Source organism: Gemmatimonadota bacterium (genome assembly GCA_040882465.1).
Lineage (GTDB): Bacteria > Gemmatimonadota > Gemmatimonadetes > Longimicrobiales > Gaopeijiaceae > JBBEBG01.
Genome location: JBBEBG010000002.1, coordinates 1 through 18606 on the forward strand (window position 1 = coordinate 1; position 18606 = coordinate 18606).

The 18606-nt window shown below is 67.1% G+C and carries 17 protein-coding genes and 4 tRNA genes; 3 read left to right on the top strand and 18 right to left on the bottom strand.

Features of this window, described 5'->3' with window-relative positions; all coding sequences use genetic code 11:
• Positions 1 to 100: 100 nt before the first annotated feature.
• From WEG36_00860 to pyk, 15 genes are all read right to left on the bottom strand, one after another.
• Positions 101 to 172 (bottom strand) — tRNA-Thr (locus WEG36_00860).
• A 39-nt stretch (positions 173 to 211) separates the two neighbouring features.
• Positions 212 to 285, bottom strand: a tRNA-Gly gene (locus WEG36_00865).
• Between the two features lie 104 nt (positions 286 to 389).
• Positions 390 to 472, bottom strand: a tRNA-Tyr gene (locus WEG36_00870).
• A 59-nt stretch (positions 473 to 531) separates the two neighbouring features.
• Positions 532 to 604, bottom strand: a tRNA-Thr gene (locus tag WEG36_00875).
• 41 nt (positions 605 to 645) lie between these two features.
• On the bottom strand, positions 646 to 2106 hold the full coding sequence (gene cysS / locus WEG36_00880) for a cysteine--tRNA ligase (protein ID MEX1256145.1): 1461 nt from the start codon (positions 2104 to 2106) through the stop codon (positions 646 to 648).
• Positions 2103 to 2600 (bottom strand): hypothetical protein, encoded by a 498-nt coding sequence (locus tag WEG36_00885; GenBank protein ID MEX1256146.1) that lies wholly within the window; start codon positions 2598 to 2600, stop codon positions 2103 to 2105. The genes cysS and WEG36_00885 overlap by 4 nt, the downstream gene beginning before the upstream one ends.
• A complete protein-coding gene (gene pyrF / locus WEG36_00890) occupies positions 2600 to 3310 on the bottom strand; it encodes an orotidine-5'-phosphate decarboxylase (protein ID MEX1256147.1) in 711 nt (236 codons plus the stop codon). Before pyrF ends, WEG36_00885 begins: the two co-directional genes overlap by 1 nt.
• Positions 3297 to 4295, bottom strand: a complete 999-nt coding sequence (locus WEG36_00895; protein ID MEX1256148.1) for a dihydroorotate dehydrogenase — start codon at positions 4293 to 4295, stop codon at positions 3297 to 3299. The genes pyrF and WEG36_00895 overlap by 14 nt, the downstream gene beginning before the upstream one ends.
• A gap of 2 nt (positions 4296 to 4297) precedes the next feature.
• Positions 4298 to 5536, bottom strand: a complete 1239-nt coding sequence (locus WEG36_00900; protein ID MEX1256149.1) for an N-acetylmuramoyl-L-alanine amidase — start codon at positions 5534 to 5536, stop codon at positions 4298 to 4300.
• Between the two features lie 17 nt (positions 5537 to 5553).
• Entirely contained in the window at positions 5554 to 6018 is a 465-nt protein-coding gene (gene smpB, locus WEG36_00905) for an SsrA-binding protein SmpB (protein ID MEX1256150.1), read from the bottom strand.
• A gap of 59 nt (positions 6019 to 6077) precedes the next feature.
• Complete coding sequence (locus WEG36_00910; protein MEX1256151.1) at positions 6078 to 7697, bottom strand: YhjD/YihY/BrkB family envelope integrity protein; 1620 nt, start codon at positions 7695 to 7697, stop codon at positions 6078 to 6080.
• A gap of 36 nt (positions 7698 to 7733) precedes the next feature.
• Entirely contained in the window at positions 7734 to 8138 is a 405-nt protein-coding gene (locus tag WEG36_00915; protein ID MEX1256152.1) for a YtxH domain-containing protein, read from the bottom strand.
• 61 nt (positions 8139 to 8199) lie between these two features.
• Positions 8200 to 9576, bottom strand: a complete 1377-nt coding sequence (locus WEG36_00920) for a glucose-6-phosphate isomerase (GenBank protein MEX1256153.1) — start codon at positions 9574 to 9576, stop codon at positions 8200 to 8202.
• Positions 9573 to 10418, bottom strand: a complete 846-nt coding sequence (locus tag WEG36_00925; GenBank protein ID MEX1256154.1) for an MBL fold metallo-hydrolase — start codon at positions 10416 to 10418, stop codon at positions 9573 to 9575. The genes WEG36_00920 and WEG36_00925 overlap by 4 nt, the downstream gene beginning before the upstream one ends.
• A 67-nt stretch (positions 10419 to 10485) precedes the next feature.
• Positions 10486 to 11904: a pyruvate kinase gene (gene pyk, locus WEG36_00930; protein MEX1256155.1), complete on the bottom strand. Its 1419-nt coding sequence runs from the start codon at positions 11902 to 11904 to the stop codon at positions 10486 to 10488.
• 244 nt (positions 11905 to 12148) lie between these two features.
• Between pyk and WEG36_00935 the strand changes: the two genes are divergently transcribed.
• Positions 12149 to 13282, top strand: a complete 1134-nt coding sequence (locus WEG36_00935; protein ID MEX1256156.1) for an HRDC domain-containing protein — start codon at positions 12149 to 12151, stop codon at positions 13280 to 13282.
• A gap of 31 nt (positions 13283 to 13313) precedes the next feature.
• Entirely contained in the window at positions 13314 to 13691 is a 378-nt protein-coding gene (locus WEG36_00940) for a hypothetical protein (GenBank protein ID MEX1256157.1), read from the top strand.
• 9 nt (positions 13692 to 13700) lie between these two features.
• Here the strand turns inward: WEG36_00940 and WEG36_00945 are convergent, their stop codons facing one another.
• A complete protein-coding gene (locus WEG36_00945; GenBank protein MEX1256158.1) occupies positions 13701 to 14081 on the bottom strand; it encodes a TraR/DksA C4-type zinc finger protein in 381 nt (126 codons plus the stop codon).
• Between the two features lie 138 nt (positions 14082 to 14219).
• Here WEG36_00945 and WEG36_00950 point away from each other — a divergent pair, with 138 nt between their 5' ends.
• Positions 14220 to 14492, top strand: coding sequence for an oxidative damage protection protein (locus tag WEG36_00950; GenBank protein ID MEX1256159.1), 273 nt, complete (start codon positions 14220 to 14222; stop codon positions 14490 to 14492).
• Between the two features lie 69 nt (positions 14493 to 14561).
• Here WEG36_00950 and rocD read toward each other — a convergent pair whose 3' ends face one another.
• Positions 14562 to 15797, bottom strand: coding sequence for an ornithine--oxo-acid transaminase (rocD, locus tag WEG36_00955; protein MEX1256160.1), 1236 nt, complete (start codon positions 15795 to 15797; stop codon positions 14562 to 14564).
• 165 nt (positions 15798 to 15962) lie between these two features.
• Positions 15963 to 18503: a vitamin B12-dependent ribonucleotide reductase gene (locus WEG36_00960; GenBank protein ID MEX1256161.1), complete on the bottom strand. Its 2541-nt coding sequence runs from the start codon at positions 18501 to 18503 to the stop codon at positions 15963 to 15965.
• Positions 18504 to 18606 lie beyond the last annotated feature (103 nt).

Here is an 18606-nt window from a genome sequence, read left to right on the forward strand (position 1 = left end):
CGTTCACGTGCGGCTTCGTTCGCTCGAATTTCGCCTTGGCCATCGCTTTCCTCTTGGTCTTCCGTTCAGGTCCGCTGGAGCCGACTCATCTTTTTTCACGAGCTCCGGGAGGGAATTGAACCCTCGACCCCTTCCTTACCAAGGAAGTGCTCTACCACTGAGCTACCGGAGCCTCGCCACCGGCAGGTCCCCTGAGGTTCCTGCACCGGAAAGCGGGAGACGGGACTCGAACCCGCGACCCTCAGCTTGGAAGGCTGATGCTCTAGCCAACTGAGCTACTCCCGCATGGCGTGCCGCTATTCCTTCAGATTCCTCTTGAATCTCTGTCTTTTCGCCCCCGCCACCCGCGAATTTTTCCGTCGGGCTTCCGGAGATGCCGGCCACTCCTATGGTGGGGGTAGGATTCGAACCTACGAAGGCATGAGCCAGCAGATTTACAGTCTGCCCCGTTTGACCGCTTCGGTACCCCACCCCAGCAAGCGCGTCGCCGTGCGGACTCCGCGCAGAGCGCGGACTCGGACACGGCGGACGAGCTGACGGAGGGACTCGAACCCCCAACCTGCCGCTTACAAGGCGGCTGCTCTACCAGTTGAGCTACGTCAGCGGTAACAGAGCTTTTTAGTCTAGTTTATGCCTGGAGAAGTGTCAATCACGCTTCCAGCGTGTTCCGGAAGGTCCGTCTTCGAGGACGATCCCTTTCCCCGCAAGTTCATCGCGGATCGCATCCGCGGCCGCCCAATTCCGCTCATCGCGTGCCCGGGCCCGAGCCTGAATCCGGTCTTCGACCCAGATTCGGAGCGAATCGTCCACTTTTCGGTCCTTCCGTCCCACCTCGAGGAGCCCCAACACCTCGTCGAGCGAGGCGAGGACGCCGAGAGCCCGCGACTTCTCACTAGGTCGGATGGCGGGCGACCCATCCAGCAGGGCGTTCACCTTGTTCAGGAAGACAAAAAGCGCCGCCATCGCCCCGGAGACGTTCAGGTCGTCGTCCATGGCGCGGGCGAAGGCCGCGACCGCCTCGTCCGCCAGAGTCGCGAGATCTCCGGCGTCCGCACCCTCGTCCGTCGAGTGGGCGCCGAGGCGGGCTTCGAAGTCGAGGAGCCGGCTCACCGCACGAGCGGAGGCGTCGAGCCCCTCCCGCGTGAAGTTCAGGTCGCTCCGGTACTGCGCGGAGAGGAGCTGGTGCCGAATCGCGGCGGGAGACGTCCCGCCCTCGAGGAGCTCGCGGACCGTGATGAAGTTTCCGAGGGACTTGGACATCTTTCGCCCCTCCACGGTCAGGTGCTTCACGTGGAGCCAGGTCCGGACGAAGGGTTTCCCGGTCGCCCCCTCCGATTGGGCGATTTCGTCTTCGTGGTGCGGAAACACCAGGTCTTCTCCACCCAGGTGGAGATCGAGGGTCGGGCCGATTTCCGCGAGCGCCATCGCGGAGCACTCGAGGTGCCACCCCGGCCTCCCGCGCCCCCACGGCGCGTCCCAGGCGGCCCCGACCTCTTCGTCCCCAGGTTTTACGGCCTTCCAGAGGGCGAAGTCCCGCGCGTCCTCCTTCCCGTATTCATCCTGGGCGACCCGCTCGCCGATCCGCCCTTCATCGAGGTCCTTTCCCGACAGCTTTCCGTATTCCGGGAAGGCGGAGATGTCGAAAAAAACCGACCCCTCCTCGGTCGGATACGCCAACCCGCGATCCAGGAGGGTCTGGACCAGGTGGATCATCTGAGGGATGTAATCGGTGGCGCGGGGATAGGCGTCGAATCGGCGCACCCCGAGGAGGTCGGATTCCTCGAGGACCGACTTCAGGTGCGGCGCCGTGTAGTCGTGCAGCGACTTCCCCGCGAGCGCCGCCGCCTTGATCGTCTTGTCGTCCACGTCCGTGAAGTTCATGACGAACCGCACGTCCAGCCCCTTCCACTCGAGGTACCGGTGGACGATGTCGTAGAAGAGAAAGCTGCGAAAATTGCCTACGTGCGCCGGACCATAGACGGTTGGGCCGCATCCGTAGATCCCCACCTTTCGGACCTCGAGGGGTTCGAAAGGATCGAGGGAACGCGTGAGCGTGTTGTAGAGGCGAAGCGTCATCGAGTCGGCGGAAGAAGCCTCCGGGATCACCGGAGGAGTCGTACCTCGTCCACCTGCCACTCCCCGGAGTCTCTGAGGAAGCCGACGAAGAGAGTGCGTTGGATGTCCTGCGAGGTTCCGGCGACCCGCCCCGACCAGAGGACTTCGGCGTACCCTCCGAACGGGGAGCCATCCACCGGCGCCGCGCGGCTCACGACCGCGATCCCTCCGTCGTAGCCCCGCAAGAATTCTCGAAGGGACGCGACCGCCTGTCGCGCCGAGAGCCCGACGTGGCCCGCGTTTCCGAGGTGAAGCCGGATTCCGCTGGGCGCGAGGAGGGAGGTGAGGGCGTCCCCGGACGGATCGGCGAGCGCGCGCGCGAATGCGATCGAAGCCGCCTCGAGGGGGCTTCCCGGAACGCGGATCGTATCGGCGACAACCGGTGCGAGCTCCATGCCCCGGAGCGCGGCGGGGACAAGAAAGACGATCGCGGTCAGGGACAACGCGGCGCGCAACAGGATGGCCCTCCTCGATCTGTGTGTCATCACTCGCTTCGCCCGCCCCGTTCCATCGCTGCGCGGACCGCTTCCGCCGCCACCGCCGGATCCGAGGCCTTCGTGACCGTCCGGCCGACCACGAGATAGGTCGCGCCCGCGCTCACCGCCTCGGCGGGGGTCGCGGTCCGTGCCTGGTCCCCGGGATCCTCGCCGGGGAGCCGGACTCCCGGTACCACGATCAGGACCTCCGGCCCCAGCCGGTCGCGAATTCGTCGTGCCTCTCCCGCCGCGGCCACGATCCCGTGCGCTCCGTACCCGACGGCCGATATGGCCAGCCGCTCCACTTCTTCTTCGGCGACCGCGGAAGGGCGCCCCCAAGCCTCGGCGAGCTCCACCGACGAGTGGGAGGTGAGAACCGTAACACCGAGGAGCCGCGTGGGCGACCCTTCGACTGCTCCGCGCGCCGCCGCCACCATCCGGGGGCCGCCGACGGCATGCACCGTGAGAAGGTCGGCGCCCAGCTCGGCCGCCGCACGCGCCGCGCCGGCGACCGTATTCGGGATGTCGTGGAGCTTCAGGTCGAGGAATACCCGGTGCCCCCTCGCCTGGAGCTCGCGTACGATCGCCGGCCCTTCACGCGTGAACAACTCCAACCCGACCTTGAAAAACCCCGGGCGCCCACCGAGCCGGTCCACGAGTTCTAGGGCACTCCCCCCGGAAGGGAAGTCGAGCGCGACGATCACCTCAGCCCCGGGCATGCCCCACCTGCTCGAGGGATGCATCAGGACCCTCGTCCCGGCTCCGGGAAGAGGGCGTCGGTTCGCTCCCCACCTCCCCGGCGCCGACCAGTTCCGCGACGGATCGGATCCCGTGCGAAACTCCGTACCTTTGTAACTCTTCTGCTACCCTTCCGGCTGCCCGCGGATCCCAAAATGACGCCGTTCCGACCTGCACGAGAGACGCCCCGGCGAGGAGGTATTGGAGCGCGTCTTCCCCGCTCGCCACGCCGCCGGCGCCCACGAGGGGGAGCCGGGTGAGACGCGACGCGCTCCAGACCGCGTGCACCCCGATGGGGAGGAGGGCCGGGCCACTCATCCCTCCCGATCCGGCCCCGAGGACCGGCCTGCGGGTCTCCGGATCGAAGGCCAGGGCCGGAAGGGTGTTGACGAGAGTGAGCCCATCCGCGCCCTCGGACTCCGCCGCCTGGATCACCGGTTCGAGTACGGGAGCGTTCGGAGCGAGCTTCACGAGGAGGGGACGCGGCGTGACCGAACGAACTCTTCCCACCACCTGTTGGATCGCATCCGGGTCGAGGGCGAAAGGAAAGGCCCCCTGTTTCGCGTCGTTAGGGCAGGAAAGGTTCAGCTCGAAGCCCACGAAGCCGGTCCCTCCCTCGAGAATCTCCACGGTGCGGACATATTGGTCCAGCGTATTTCCGGCAACGCTCAAAAAAACGGGGAGCTCCGCAAGATGGTCCCGAATCCAGGGGAGCTTCTCCCGGAGGACGGCAAAAGCGCCAGGATTCGCCAGCCCGACCGAATTCAGCATCCCCGCGCGGAACTCGGCCACTCGCGGCGCGGGATTCCCTACGCGGGGCTCGAGGGTTACGGACTTCGTGACGAGTCCACCGACGCGATCGAGGTCCACGACCTCGGCGACCTCCTCGCCAAACCCACAGGTCCCCGCGGCGAGGAGAATCGGGTTCCCGAACCGGATCCCGAAGCGCTCGACCGTCTGATCCATTCTTACTGGCCGGGGGGATAACTTTCGAAGAAACGCCGGATGGCCCTCGCCATCGCTCGCGCGGTATCGCGGTGAAACTCGGCGTGGGAAAGGAGACGTTCTTCCTCGGGATTCGTGATGAACCCCAACTCCACCAGGACCGATGGCATCATCGAGTTCGTGATCACGGCGAACGGCCCCTGCTTGACTCCGCGGTCGGGACCCGGGTGAAAGGCCCCCAGCTCCCTCTGAACCTGATCGGCCAGCGCTGCGGACCAGTGCTGGTGGTCGAAGGTTCGAAGGTCGCGTAGGATGGCCCCGAGGAGGGGATCTCCCGCGGTCGCGCCCCCCGGCGACGCGCCCGCCGCGAGCGGGGCATTCTCCAGCGCTGCGACACGTCGTTCGTGCTCGTCCCTCGCCTCGGAGAGGAAATACGTCTCGAATCCGCGGACTCCGGTTCGGTCCGGAAGCGCGTTGGCGTGAATCGAGATGAAGACACCCGGGCGGTCCCCCTTCCACCCCGTCGCCGACTCCCCCCGGCTCCAGATGGGGATCGCAACGTCTCGGTCCCGAGTGAGGCGCACCTCGATTCCGGGATCATTCGCGAGCTCCCGCGCGAGGGCCATCGCCATGGCCAGCGCCACGTCCTTTTCGCGAGTCCCGCGACCGCCGATCGCGCCGGGGTCCTCTCCTCCATGCCCGGGATCGATCACGACGATCCGGGGAGCGCGGGCCTCCGCCGGGGTCGTCGCGGGGGGGAGGGGAGAGGGGGAGCCGGGAACCGGATTCCTCACGGTCGCCTCCGACGCGTCGCCCGCCCCCTCGACCTGCAGGACGAAGCGCTCCGAATCGAAGCGGTATGCGCGGGGGAGGAGCCCGGGGAAGAGATCCACGAGGAGCTGAACCGGGAGATAGAGGCTCTCCCCGAACCAGTAAGGGGCGTGCGCCGTCTGGAGGAGCCCCTCGTCCCAGAGGAAAAAAGGCGAGCCGGGCGTGAATCGAAGGGTGAGGCCGGACCGGTGCCGCAGCACGACGTCTTCTCCGTCGGGCCGGATCGAGGCGCCCCAGCCGAGAGGGCCCAGTGCCGAGGCGTCGAAGGCTGGATACCCGCGATGGCTCGCGATCTGGATCGCGCTTCCGGGGCCGTGCGGGAGGCTGACTCCGAGGCTTCTTCCTCCCTGGCCGGCCAGGGATGCGGGGAGGAGTGTGAAGAGGGCGGCGGACAGGAGGAAGGGGCGGCGGATCGTTACTGGGGTCTTCATGCGGCAGTGCATTCCGTTCACTCCCGGCGCATCGCGCGTTGGGCCTCCCTCTCCTGCGTGCGGCGCTTCAGCTTCTCTCGCTTGTCGTGGAGCTGCTTCCCTCGGGCCAGCGCGAGGGTCGTTCGTGCGTACCCGTTTCGGAAGTAGATGTCGAGCGGGACGAGGGTCAATCCCTTTTCCTCCACCTTCCCGATCAGCTTTCGGATCTCGTGGCTGTGCAGGAGGAGCTTCCTCGGCCGCTCGGGATCCTGGTTCCAGCGGTTCGCCGGATCGTAGGGTGAGATGTGGAGCGAGTGGAGCCAGATCTCTCCCCCTTCGACACGTGCGTGGGCGTCCTTGAAGGAGACCTTTCCTTCCCTGAGCGACTTCACCTCGGGCCCAGCGAGGACCAGCCCCGCCTCCCACGTGTCGAGGATGTGATACTCGTGGCGAGCCTTCCGGTTCGTCGCGACGATCCGGCGCCCTCCACGCTCCTCGTTCATCCCGCCTCCACCGCGGTGCTCGCCACCGTGCCTCCGAGGCGCGGGGCTAGTGTCCCGTCCTAGAAGATGAGGACCGGCGTTCCCACCCCGACGCGGTGGTACAACTCGCGGGCGGCCTCGTTCGTCAGCCGGATGCAACCGTGCGAGACGCGCCTGTCATCGGGGTTGATGAAGTCGATGAGGAGCTGGGGCCGGTCGGTGCCATGGATCGCGATGCCGTCGCCGAGAAAAAGCGCCGAGGTCCCGAGGGTGTTGGGGGACCGGTAGCGGTCCTCGGGCGCGGGGATTGCACGGCCCTGTTCCACGTACCACCAATCCGGCGCGATCCACTCGGGGTCTTTTTCCTTGCGGAGAACGTGGAAGAGCCCGACCGGAGTCGTGAAGGTCCACTCCCGGCCCTGTCCCTCGAGCTGATACCCGGTTCCGGTCCCGGCGCGAGCGGACCAGACGACCTCGGTCCCCTCCATGACGAGCACCCGGTTTTCGGCGATGTGGACCACGATGTAGGGCCCGTCCGTTTGGACGAGCGGACGATCGAGGGAGAGGTTTCGTTCGAGGGTCTGCTCGGCGAGGACGACCCCTTCGCCGCCATTGAGGAAGCCCGTGGTCTTCCCATTCCCCCCGAAGGGCGCGAGTCCGTCCTGGCCGGCGGCGCCGGCCGGAAGGAGGAGGGAAGAAGCAAGGAGCGAAAATACTGCCAGAATGGCAGCGACCGTCCCGGGGCCACCGCCCTCCTGCGTCTTTTCGCGGGCGTCCTGAATCGCGTCCATTCGCTTGACCCTCCGCTTCTCGTACACACGGGCCACCTGGCCCCCCAGGATGAAGACCGCGGCGCTGTAGTAAATCCAGAGAAAAAGGATCGCTACGACCGCGAGGCTCCCGTAGGCGCTCGAGTAATTCGCCACCGAAGTGGCGTACCAGGCGAACACCCCCTTCATGACCTCGAAAACAACTGTAGCAAATGTCGCGCCAACGGTGGCGGTGCGAAAGGGGATAAGGCGCGCCGGGACATACCGATAGAGGAGAAAAAACAGAATCCAGGCCGCGGAGAAGGAGATCACGTGCCCCGCCGTGGCCTGCAGGAGCTCCGCGACCCGGCTCGCGAGGCCGAGCCCGGCCCCGACGTCGCCGAGCGCCCGGGATGCCACCGTCACACCCACGTTCAGAACGAGGAGGAAACCGCCCACCACCACGACATAAATGTCGAAGAGTTTTCCCACGAGGATCCCCCGGTCCTTCTCCACATGGAAAACCTGCCGGAGGACGACCCGAAGGGTCGAGACGAGGCGGGTCGAGATCCAAAGGAGGAAAAGAGCCGCGAGGATCGTGAAGCCGGTGCGCTCCTCCATCAGCCCCCCGAGAAGGCCACGGACCGCCTGGGTGAGCTCGATGTCTCCCTCGACCGCCGGAAAATACGAGAGAACGACCTCGATCAGCTCCGGGGAGGCACCGCCGAATCGGGCGGTCAGGACGAATCCCAAAAGCCCCGCGACGAGAAGGAGGAGGGGAACCCCGGCGAGCAGGACGTTGAAGGTGATCGCGCCGGCCAGGAAGAAAAAGTCGCTCCGGCTGACAATGGTCCAGAGCTCGGCCAGGAAGCCGAGCGGTCCGGGGCGTTCGCGGAGCGGGGGACGCGCGGGCTCCGCGGAGGAATCCCGCCGCCTAAAGGGGTTGATCACGAATCGGGCGGCCCCCGTGCGGCGCCCTCGCGTAAATCAGGACTCCTCTCCCTCCTTCGCCGCCGCCCGGGCTGCATCCACCCCCGCGCGGTAAGCCGCCTTCGAGCGCTCGATCCGGTCCTCCAGCTCGCCCCGGGCCTCGCGCGCAGTCTCTTTTCCCGACTCCACGGCGGTGCGGAATTGGTCCACGCGGTCCATCACCTCCGTACGAGTCTGGTCCAGCTTGTCCTCGAGTTGGCGCTGCATCTCGCGGACGCGCTCCTCCGCGGCGTCGCGGAACTTCAGCGCCTTCTCCTTGATCTCCCGCTGCGTCTCTTCACCCGACTTGGGGGCGAACAGGAGTGCGATCCCCGCGCCGAGGAGCGCCCCGAAAATGAACGCTCCGACCCCGCCGCTCTCCCGCTCCACCACGATGTAGGGCACCTCGTCACGATCCCGCATTTCCCTCCTCCTCTTCGCCTTCGATCCGTGTTCGGGCTCGATCCCGCGGACTGGGCTCAAGTTAGGGTTCGCTCCCGGGCGGTGACAGTGGGTAACCCTCCCGCCCGAGCATTCCGTAGGTCAGAACCTTTCCGAGTTCGACCCCAGGCTGGTCGAAGGGATCCACTCCGTATAACTCACCGGCGTACGCCGTGGCGATCTGGAAGAGCATGATGAGGCCCCCCAACCCACGCGCGTCCAGGCGTTGGACCGAGATGGCCAGCGAGGGCCGACCGGCACGGCGGAGAGCCTCGGCGGTGGCCTGCCTCTCGGTCTCGAGGAGCTCGTCGAGGGTGTGTCCGCCCAGGTAGGAAAAGGCGCCGACCTCCGGGTGGCTCCTCGGGATCTCCACCGGGGAGTCCCGCTCCTCGACCCGGAGAAAGCAGACGACCTTGTCCTGCGGGCCCTCCATGAGGAGCTGGAGAAGGGAATGCTGGTCCACGGCGCCGAGCGCCGCGACCGGCGTCGGTCCCACATGCACGGGATTCCCCTTCCGGTCCCGTGCCTTTCCGAGCGACTCCGCCCAGAGCTGCTGGAACCAGAGCCCGAGGGTCCGAAGCCGGTCGCCATAGGGCATGAAGACGTGAATGCTCCGCCCGGACTCCGCGTGGGCCGCATGGAGGAGTGTGGCGAAGAGGCCGGCCGGATTTTCTTCCAGCACGTTCGTGCGGCAGCGCTCGTCCATGGCCGCTGCTCCGGCGAGGAGCTCGGCGAGGTCCACCCCGACCACCCCCGCGGGAAGAAGACCGACCGCGGAGAGGACGGAGAAACGTCCACCGACATTGGCCGGGACCTCGAGCGCGGGGATCCCCCGCTCTCCCGCGAGCTTCCGCAGCGCCCCGGAAACGGGGTCGGTCGTAAAGAGGAGGTGGCCCGGGAGCGTCGCCTCGTCGAGGACCGCGCGGAGCGCTTCCTCGACCACGAGATACTGCGCCATCGTTTCCGCGGTGGATCCCGACTTGCTCACGACGTTGAAGAGCGTCTTCCGGAGGTCGAGCCGCCCCAGGAGTGCCTTCGTCGTGCCTGGATCCACGTTTTCCAGGAAATAGAGCCTGGGAAAGTGCTCCCTCTCCTCTGGAGAGAGCTCGTTCCAGTAGGGTTTCAGGAGGGCGTCCGCGATCGCTCGGGCCCCGAGGCTCGAGCCCCCGATTCCCACAACCACGAGCGCCTCGAACCACTGTCCGAAGGAGTCCGCGACTTCCCGGACCCCTTCCATCGCCTCCTGCGCGTAGGGGAGGGCGAAGAAGCCGGCCTCACCGGACTCCCTTCGCGCTTCGGCTTCCGCGTGGGCCGCGCGGAAGCGATCCGCGAGGTCCCCGGTCAATCTTCGCGCCTCGATGCCGGGACTGCCGAGCCTGGAATCGAGGAGGTTCGATGGATCGAGTGTGATCCTGGTCACGTCGGCGTTTCTCCGCTGTCGCTCGCACCCCGAAGCTCCACGGGCCCGGGGCTCTCCTTTTCCTCCACGCGCACGGTCAGCCCATCGTACGCGGGAGCGATTCCCGCGGGAAGGCGCTCCGCCAGCGCGGTGTGGGACACGCGGTGGGTGAAATGCGTGAAAAACGTTCGTTCGGCTCCAATGAGTCGCGCGGCTTCCACCGCTTCCTCCACGTTGAAGTGGGTCGGGTGGGGATCCCCCCACCAGAGGGCGTTGAGCACGAGGACCCGTACGCCCTCGAGAAGGGCCATCGCCTCGCTGGGAAGCCGCTTCGCGTCCGTGACGTAGCCGAGATCTCCCACTCGGAAGCCCATGACGCGCATCGGCCCGTGCGGCACCTCGATCGGGACGAAGTTCTCTCCGGCGACGGGGGTGAATTCTCCCGCCCGGACCGCGTGCATCTCCAGGTGGGGCTTCGAAGAACCGGGCCCGGGTCGCACCGAAGGGTCGAAGATGTAGTCGAAGCGCCGTACGATCGTAGCGCACGCCTCTTCGGAGGCGTAGGCGGGGAGGCTCCGCCGGGTCCTCATCGAAAAGATGCGGAGGTCGTCGACCCCGTGGAGGTGATCCGCATGCACGTGCGTGAACCAGACCGCGTCCACCCGCGTCACGCCCTCCCGCAGGAGTTGCAGCCGAAGCTCGGGCGGCGTGTCCACGAGAATCGTTTTCCCGTCCTCCCAGGAGAGGAGCGCCCCATGGCGAAGGCGCCGGTCCTTCGGGTCGAGGGAAGTGCAGACGGCGCATCCGCAACCGAGAACGGGAACGCCGAACGAGGTCCCGGTGCCGAGGAAGGTGAGCTTCATCGGCGAGGCGCCGAAGCCGGAAAGCCGGGGCTCAGCGGGGCGCGAGGCATCGTCACGGCGTGGCCCATCAGAGATGCTCGACCCTCAGGGTGTTCGTCGAGCCCGACTGATGGAAGGGGAAGCCCGCCGTGACGACGACCGTGTCGCCGGGAACGCCGAGTCCCGAGGCAACGATCGCGCGACTCCCGAAATCCCGCAGCGCCTCGTAGCTGACTTCGGATTCGCTTGCGAGGAGGGGGATGACCCCCCAGACGGGCGCGAGCTGCCGGTAGGTGAGCGGGTCCGTGGTGACCGCGAAGATGGGAACCGGCGGGCGGTGCGAGGCCACGAGCCGCGCCGAAAAACCACTCCGGGTGATCACGAGCACGGCCGGCGCGTCGAGGGTCTTCAGGGCGTTCACCGTGGCGGACGCGACGGCGTGTTCCCGTCGGGTGGCCCCGGTCCGCCCGTCCGGTCCGGGGCTCGCCACGTAACGCGGCCCCGCCTCGAGCACGCCGCTCGCCTCGATCTCCCGGATGATTCGCACGAGGGCGTCGAGTGCGAGAAGCGGGTAGCGCCCGACCGCCGTCTCTCCGGAGAGCATCACCGCATCCGTGCCATCGAGGACCGCGTTCGCCACGTCGGAAGCCTCCGCCCGCGTGGGCCTCGGGTGCTCGATCATGGACTCGAGCATCTGTGTTGCCGTGATCACCGGCCGGGCGTGAAAGTTCGACTTCTGGATGAGTCGCTTCTGGGCCAGCGGCACCTCCTCGAAGGGAAGCTCCACGCCGAGGTCCCCGCGTGCGACCATGACGAGGTCGCCCGCCTCCAGGATCTCGTCCAGGTGTTCGAGGGCGCAGGCGAGCTCGATCTTCGCAACCGTGAGGGCCTGCCCCCCGATCCTCGCTTTCAGGTTCCGGACGTCCCATCCGGCCCGGACGAAAGAAAGCCCCACGCATTCGACCCCCTCCTCCAGGACAAAAGCGAGGTCGCCCAGGTCCTTTTCGGTCAGGGACGGCGCGGAGGCCGCGCCCGAGGGAATGCTGATCCCCTTGTGGCTCCCCAGGACTCCGCCACGCACGACGCGGAGGTGGACGCGGTCTCCGTCAACGCCCTCCGCCCTCAACTCGAGGAGCCCGTCGTCGAGGAGCACCCGGTCGCCCGCTTTCAGGTCGCGCGCCAGGTGCGAGTAGGTGGTGGGAAGCTCTCCCGGCCCGACATCCCCTTCCGGAGCCAGGACGACTTCGTCGTCGGGCTCGAGCTCGACGGGGAGGTCGAGGCGGCCGATGCGAATCTTCGGGCCCTGGAGGTCGGCCAGGATCGCCACGGGGCGTCCCTCGGCCGCCGCGGCCTCTTTGACCCGGCGGATCACCCGCGCGTGGGTGTCGCGGTCCCCGTGGGAGAGGTTGACCCGCGCCACGTCCATCCCTCCTTGAACCAGCTCCCGAATCGTCCCCGCGGCCGCCGTCGCGGGGCCGATCGTGCAGACGATCTTGGTGCGGCGCATGGAAGCAAGGCCCCGTGGGGAGAAAGACGAGAAGGCGTTTCCGAAGTTGGTCGGGGGCCCGAGGGAGGGCAAGGCGCGTTCCCCGACCTTGCATGGGGGCTCCAACCCGCCTCCGGGTCCTCATGGCGCGCCTGGCAGGGCCCACCCTGCGGGGGCTTCATGCGACGGAACTTTGGGACTGGAAAGCGTGTATCCACAAGCACTTCAGTGTGATATTGCGTGCGGGCGGAGGAGGGGGAGCCCCATGGACATCCAGGTTGTTGATGACGCCGGGGGCCTCGACTCAGTGGGGTCAGCGCTCGCCGGGGCGAGCCGCGTGGCGCTCGATTGCGAAGCGGCCGGCTACCACCGGTACTCGGATCGCCTCTGCCTCCTCCAGCTGACGGTCGGACCCAAGACCTTTCTCCTGGACCCGCTCGCGGTGAACCCCGAGCCGGTCGTTGGGCCCCTCCTGCGCGATCCGGCCATCGAGGTCGTCATGCATGGAGCGGATTACGACATCCGCCTGCTGGAGCGCGACCTCGGGATCGCGCTCCGGGGGCTCATCGACACGCAGATCGCCGCCGCGCTCATCGGCTCCGAAACCGTAGGCCTCTCTTCGCTCCTGGAAAACAGATTCGGGATTCGCCTTTCGAAAAAGTACCAGAAGGCGGACTGGGCCCAGCGCCCTCTTCCGGACGCGATGCGCGAGTATGCCGCGCACGACACCTCGCACCTCCACGAGCTCGCAGAAGGACTTCTGGCCGAGCTGGACGCGCTCGATCGCGTCGAGTGGGCCCGCGAAGAGTGCCGGGAGCTGGAAAAGGTGAGATTCGAGCCGAACGGGCATCAGGACCCGGTGACGCGGGTGAAGCTCGCGCGCGGGCTAGGCGCCCGCGAAGTGGATCGCCTGCGGGAGGCGCTCGAGTGGCGGGACGAGGTCGCTCGCGAGTGGGACCGTGCTCTATTTCGCGTGGTCGGGGACGGCGCCCTGGTCGAGGCGGTCCGCCTCGCGCCCCAGTCGGTGCGCGAGCTCGAGTCCGTGCCCGGGATGAACCGAAACCTGGCGCGTTCCCGCGGCGGGGAGCTCCTCCGCCGCTTCACGGCGGTGGACTCCCTCGCGGAGTCGGAGCTCCGCGGCTACCCGCGCACGCCACGCACGCGCAACGGCAACGGGCGCCCGACCCCCGAGGTCGAGGAGAGGCTCGCCCGCCTCAAGGAAATCCGAAACGCCCACGCGGAGATCCTGGGAATCGCCCGTGGGACATTGCTTCCCAATGGCATCCTTCAGCTCCTCGCGGAGTCTCCCCCCGCGAATCTGGACGAGCTCGCGGCGGTCGAAGGAATGCGGAAATGGCAGGCGGCACTCCTCGGAAAATTTTTGCTCGATGTGCTCTGACGGCTGACCCGAAGACGAACCCGGAGGTTGCATGGCTCCCGAAATCCTTCTCAGACAGGACCTTTCCATCTACATCGTGGCCGGAGTCCCCAAGAGCTTCAAGAAGCGGCTTCAGAAGTTCGTGGACGCCGAGTCCAAGTCGGACGGAGAGGTCATGCTTCTAGACGACGAGATGGCCGAGTGGACACTCGCGCGCGTCCGCGGAGAAAAGCGACGGAGCCACGAGCAGACGCCGGCCTCTTCGGCGCTCTGGCGCGCCTTCCGCGCGCTGAGCGCGGCTCGTTATCACCTCCAGGACGACCCCATCGAGGGGAGGATCCGTGAGGTCCGCGATCAGATCGAAGCGTTGTGGCGCGAGGCGAGCCCCGAGATTGCGGCGCCCGAGGAGGAGTTGGAAGAGGTGGGCTAGGAGCGTTCCCTAGACCGACTCCTCTTCACGGACCTTGCAGTCGATGCAATAGCGCGCGTGGGGGAGGGCGTCGAGCCGCTCGAAGCCGATCTCGGCCCCACAGGTGTGGCAGGTCCCGAACTTCTTGGGCTCGTTATAGAGGCGCCGGAGCGCTTCCTCGATGCGATAGAGGTACCGCCCCTCTTTAGTGGCGAAGAGCGCCGCCTTCTCGCGCTCCATGGCCTCGGTTCCCTGATCGGCCATGTGATCCGTGTACGCCGCGAGATCCGAATCGTGGGACTCGCGGTCGGCCTTCGCCATCTGGTCGAAGAGACCCAGGGAGCGAAGCGCCCGAGAACGCTCCTGGAGGAGCCGCTTCTCTATGTGCGTCAGTTGCGCCTTTTTCAGCATCGAACCCATCCGGCGAAAGAAACCAGCCTGGTCGGAACGGGTAGCTCTCGAACACGCGGGAGCAGTTACGATCCGCGCTAAGCTCGGAAAAATACCGCATCCCCATTCGCGCGTCCACAGTGGAGGGCCCCCTTGGAGTTGATTCACTGCCGCCGTTGCGGCGAGGAACGCCCCGCCCTCGAGAACCCTCCCTTCCGAAACGAGCGAGGCAAACGAATCCTGGCCTCGATCTGCAGTGCCTGTTGGGGGGATTGGTTGAAACACCAGACCCTCCTCATCAACCATTACGGGCTCGACCCACGCGACCCGAAGGCCCGGGAATTTTTATACTCGCAGGTGGACGATGTCCTCCTCGGCGACGGCCAGGCCGAGCGGGTGGACGGCTCGGAGCGGGGCATGATCGAGTGGTAAGGTGCGGCGCGGGGGACGCGCGCCCGGGGTCTCCGGGAGTGCGGGCCCGCCGGAGGTAGCCCCGGGGGATCAGTCCAGGTGGACGCCCTCGCCGCGGAGGACCGGCGCGATCTCTTCCAGCGCGTCCTCGAGGACCTGGCGTTCGACCGTGAGCGGAGGGGCGAAGCGCACCACCTGCCGGTGCGTCTCTTTCGCCAGGATGCCGCGGCGCATCAGGGCCTCGCAGAAGGGGCGCGCGGGACCCGAGCTCTCCCGGATCACCACCCCGATCATGAGTCCCCTTCCCCGGACCTGGTCCACGTGGGGCGATTCGATCGTGCGAAGGGCCCCGCTGAACCAGCCCCCCAGCGCCTCGGCCCTTTCGGAGAGCTCCTCCTCGAGCACCACGCGAAGGGAGGCGCGAGCCACCGCCGCGCCCAGCGGGTTGCCGCCGAAGGTGGAGCCATGGTCCCCGGGGCGGAAGACGTCCATCAGCACGTCGTCCGCCAGGACCGCCGAAACCGGATACACTCCACCACCGAGCGCCTTCCCGACGATCATGACGTCCGGGCGGACCCCCTCCCACTCGCAGCAGAAGAGGCGGCCGGTGCGGCCGAGCCCGGTCTGGATCTCGTCCGCCATCAGAGCCACTCCCGCCCGGCGGCAGATCTCCGCGGCGGCCGCGAGATACCCGTCCGGGGGGACGACGACCCCGCCCTCTCCCTGGATCGGCTCGACGAGGAACCCGACCGTGTTTTCCGTGATGGCGTTCCGGAGCGCCTCGGCATCCCCGTAGGGAATGAGCCGAAATCCCGGCGTGTACGGACCGAAGCCCGCACGATACTGCTCCTCCGAGGAAAAGGAGATGATCGTCGTCGTCCGTCCGGCGAAATTTCCCTCGCAGACGACGATCTCGCCCCGATTGCGCCCGACCCCTTTTATTTCCTCGCCCCACTTCCGCACCATCTTGATCGCGGTCTCGACCGCTTCCGCCCCCGTATTCATGGGGAGGGCGCGCTCGTACCCGGTTGCCTCGCAGAGCTCGTGGAGGAAGGGGCCCATCTGGTCGTTGTGGAACGCGCGTGAGGTCAGCGTCAGTCGGTCGAGCTGTTCGCGCGCGGCCGCGACGATTCGGGGGTGCCGGTGCCCCTGGTTGAGCGCCGAGTACGCCGCGAGCATGTCGAGGTAGCGGGCTCCCTGTACGTCCCAGACCCACACCCCCTCGCCCCGCTCCAGGACGACCGGGAGCGGCTCGTAGTTATGGGCGCACCAGCGCTCGGCTTCGGCGAGGAGTTCAGGCGTTCGGGAATCCACGGCCTGGGTCATCGGGGTTCTCCGTACTCGATGGACGGCGGACGGAGCCAAAGTATAGGGTGGGGAGGGCCGGTTAGGAACTCGAAAAGGGGGGAATGGTGCCTTTGCGGAGGCGCCGGAAATCGGGGGCCGAGGCTCTCCGGCGCCCCGGCCCCACGGCATCGTTGCCTTACTCCGTCACCCGCATTCGCTGTACCCACAGACGTGGCACTTCACGCACCCTTCCTCGTACGCGAGCTGGCCGGTACCACACTCGGGGCAGCTCCCGAGGTAGGACTGGTCCATTTGGGCCGCCATTCGCGTCGAGCCGGCCTCCGGGCGGGTCCCCGAAGCGGTCCCGACCGGCGCGGGACTGAGGATCGAGAGCTCCTCCTGCACTCCTTCGCGCTCGGCGAGGTACCGCTCGATGGCCTGCGCGACCGCGTCCGGCGCCGAGAGGACCTTGTTGGGCCCGATCCCCACGGCGCGGTCGCAAGAGATCCCCCGGAGCTGATCCCGCACGGCCGTGATCGGAATCCCCGAGCGAAGGGCGAGCGACGCGAGACGGCCGATCGCCTCCGTGTCCGCCATCGCCGCGCCCCCGGCCTTTCCGAGTGTGCAGAAGACCTCGAAGGCACGGCCGCTCTCGTCCTCGTTGATCGTGACGTAGAGATCGCCGAGGGGGGAGTTCATCTTGACCGTGCGCCCGCGGAGCATTTCCGGACGCTGCCGCTTGTGCCGTCCCGCGCGTGCCTCCTCGTCCCGCTCCTCTCGCTCCCGCCGGGACCGCTCCAGGTCCACCCGGAGGCGATGCGCCTCTTCGCGCGCATCCGCCAGCTGGCTCTCGAGGGCCGCCCTCTCCCGATCCGCGACTTCGCTTTTCCCCGTTTTCCCCGTCGAGAGGACCTGCATCGGGCGCGAGCCGTCGCGATAGACGGTCACGCCCTTGCATCCGAGGCGGAAGGCGAGCTCGTAAATCTCACGCACGTCCTTCTCGGTCGCCTCGTTCGAGAAATTCGTGGTTTTCGAGATCGCGCTGTCCGTATGATCCTGAAAGGCGGCCTGCATCCGGACGTGCCACTCCGGCGCGATGTCGTGCGAGGTCACGAAGACGCGCTGCAGCTCTTCCGGGACCTCTTCGAAGTGGATGTGTCCCTCCGAAGCGATCCGCTCCATCAACTCGTCGGAATACCACCCCCCTTCCTTGGCGAGCCGCACGAAATCTTCATTGACGTCGGGCATCAAGGCCCCCGCCTGATTCCGCATGAAGGCAACGGCGAAGAGAGGTTCGATTCCGCCCGAGCACCCCGCGAAAATCGAGATCGTCCCCGTGGGCGCCACCGTCGTCAGGTTGCAGTTCCGGAGGCGGCGCTGCGGGCGAATCCGCGACCCGTCGTCGCGGCGCGCGCAGGTCGGGTCGGGGCCCCAGATGGACCCTTCCCAGGCCGGGAAGACCCCGCGGCTCTCGGCGAGCCGCTCCGAGGCAAGGCGGGACTGCTCGTTGACGAACTCCATGACTTCCCGCGCCATGTCCACCCCGTCTTCCGAATCGTAGGGGACGCCTACGCGGACCAGGAGATCCGCCCACCCCATCACCCCGAGCCCCACCCGCCGGATCTCCTGCGCGAGCCGGGTGATCTGCTCGAGCGGATACCGATTCGCGTCAATCACGTTGTCCAGGAAGTGGACGGAGAGATGCACCACCCGCGCGAGCGCGCTCCAGTCCACCTTCCCCGCGGGATCGTCGAAGCGTTCCGCGTCGGCACGAACGAACTTGCCGACATTGATGCTCCCCAGGTTGCAGACATCGTAGGGAAGGAGCGGCTGCTCTCCGCACGGGTTCGTCGCTTCGTACGATCCGAGGTGCGGCACCGGGTTGAATTCGTTCGCGCGGTCGATGAAGAAGACGCCGGGTTCTCCCGTCTTCCAGGCCCCGTGGACGATCAGGCCGAAGATCTCACGGGCGTTTTCGCTCCCGAAGACCTTTCCGGAACGCGGGCTCACTAGGTCGTATTCGCTGTCGTTGCGAACCGCCTCCATGAACTCGTCCGTGATCGCGACGGAGATGTTGAAGTTCGTGATCTGAGACGTGTCGTCCTTGCAGGTGATGAAGGCACGAATGTCGGGGTGGTCGACCCTCAGGATCCCCATATTCGCCCCGCGGCGCGTTCCTCCCTGCTTCACGACTTCCGTCGAGGCGTCATAGAGGCGCATGAAGGAGACCGGCCCCGACGCGACCCCCATCGTGGAGCGGACGGTGTCCCCCGCCGGACGGATCCTCGAAAATGAGAAGCCGGTGCCACCGCCGGACTGATGAACCAGCGCCATTGCCTTCAGTGTGTCGTAAATCCCGCTCTCTCCGTTCGAGAGCGCGTCGTCGACCGGGAGCACGAAACAGGCGGAAAGTTGTCCGAGTGGGCGCCCCGCGTTCATCAGGGTAGGGGAGTTGGGCTCGAACTTCCCCGTGGTCATGAGGTCGTAAAACTGCCGAGCGAGCTCCTCCACCGCGGCCGGCGAAGCGCCGAAGTCGCGGTCCTCTTCGGCGACGACCCGCGCCACGCGCCAGAACATCGTTTCGGGCGCTTCGGTCGGGTTCCCTTCCTCGTCCTTCGTCAGGTATCGGCGCGCCAGCACGAGCCGGGCGTTTTCCGTGAATTCGGCGACCGGCAGGTCGTCGGGAATGCGCCCGGCGGCGAGGAGACCGTCGGATGCGGTGCGGGACTCCGGGGTGAACGGCATGGTACGGGACTCCATTCGGTGAAAGACTTTCCGGCGGGCCTCGCTTCCACCGCCGACACCTCGTCCACGCCGTGGAGGATGGTGTGGGAATTACGTGGAAAAG

Coding starts and splice junctions, on each gene's coding strand:
- pyrF (MEX1256147.1), bottom strand. CDS start 3,310: ATGCCCGGGGCTGAGGTGATCGTCGCGCTCGACTTCCCTTCCGGGGGG.
- WEG36_00915 (MEX1256152.1), bottom strand. CDS start 8,138: ATGCGGGATCGTGACGAGGTGCCCTACATCGTGGTGGAGCGGGAGAGC.
- WEG36_00895 (MEX1256148.1), bottom strand. CDS start 4,295: ATGGATCAGACGGTCGAGCGCTTCGGGATCCGGTTCGGGAACCCGATT.
- WEG36_00940 (MEX1256157.1), top strand. CDS start 13,314: ATGGCTCCCGAAATCCTTCTCAGACAGGACCTTTCCATCTACATCGTG.
- smpB (MEX1256150.1), bottom strand. CDS start 6,018: ATGAACGAGGAGCGTGGAGGGCGCCGGATCGTCGCGACGAACCGGAAG.
- WEG36_00945 (MEX1256158.1), bottom strand. CDS start 14,081: ATGCTGAAAAAGGCGCAACTGACGCACATAGAGAAGCGGCTCCTCCAG.
- WEG36_00900 (MEX1256149.1), bottom strand. CDS start 5,536: ATGAAGACCCCAGTAACGATCCGCCGCCCCTTCCTCCTGTCCGCCGCC.
- pyk (MEX1256155.1), bottom strand. CDS start 11,904: ATGCGCCGCACCAAGATCGTCTGCACGATCGGCCCCGCGACGGCGGCC.
- WEG36_00925 (MEX1256154.1), bottom strand. CDS start 10,418: ATGAAGCTCACCTTCCTCGGCACCGGGACCTCGTTCGGCGTTCCCGTT.
- WEG36_00935 (MEX1256156.1), top strand. CDS start 12,149: ATGGACATCCAGGTTGTTGATGACGCCGGGGGCCTCGACTCAGTGGGG.
- WEG36_00885 (MEX1256146.1), bottom strand. CDS start 2,600: ATGACACACAGATCGAGGAGGGCCATCCTGTTGCGCGCCGCGTTGTCC.
- WEG36_00960 (MEX1256161.1), bottom strand. CDS start 18,503: ATGCCGTTCACCCCGGAGTCCCGCACCGCATCCGACGGTCTCCTCGCC.
- rocD (MEX1256160.1), bottom strand. CDS start 15,797: ATGACCCAGGCCGTGGATTCCCGAACGCCTGAACTCCTCGCCGAAGCC.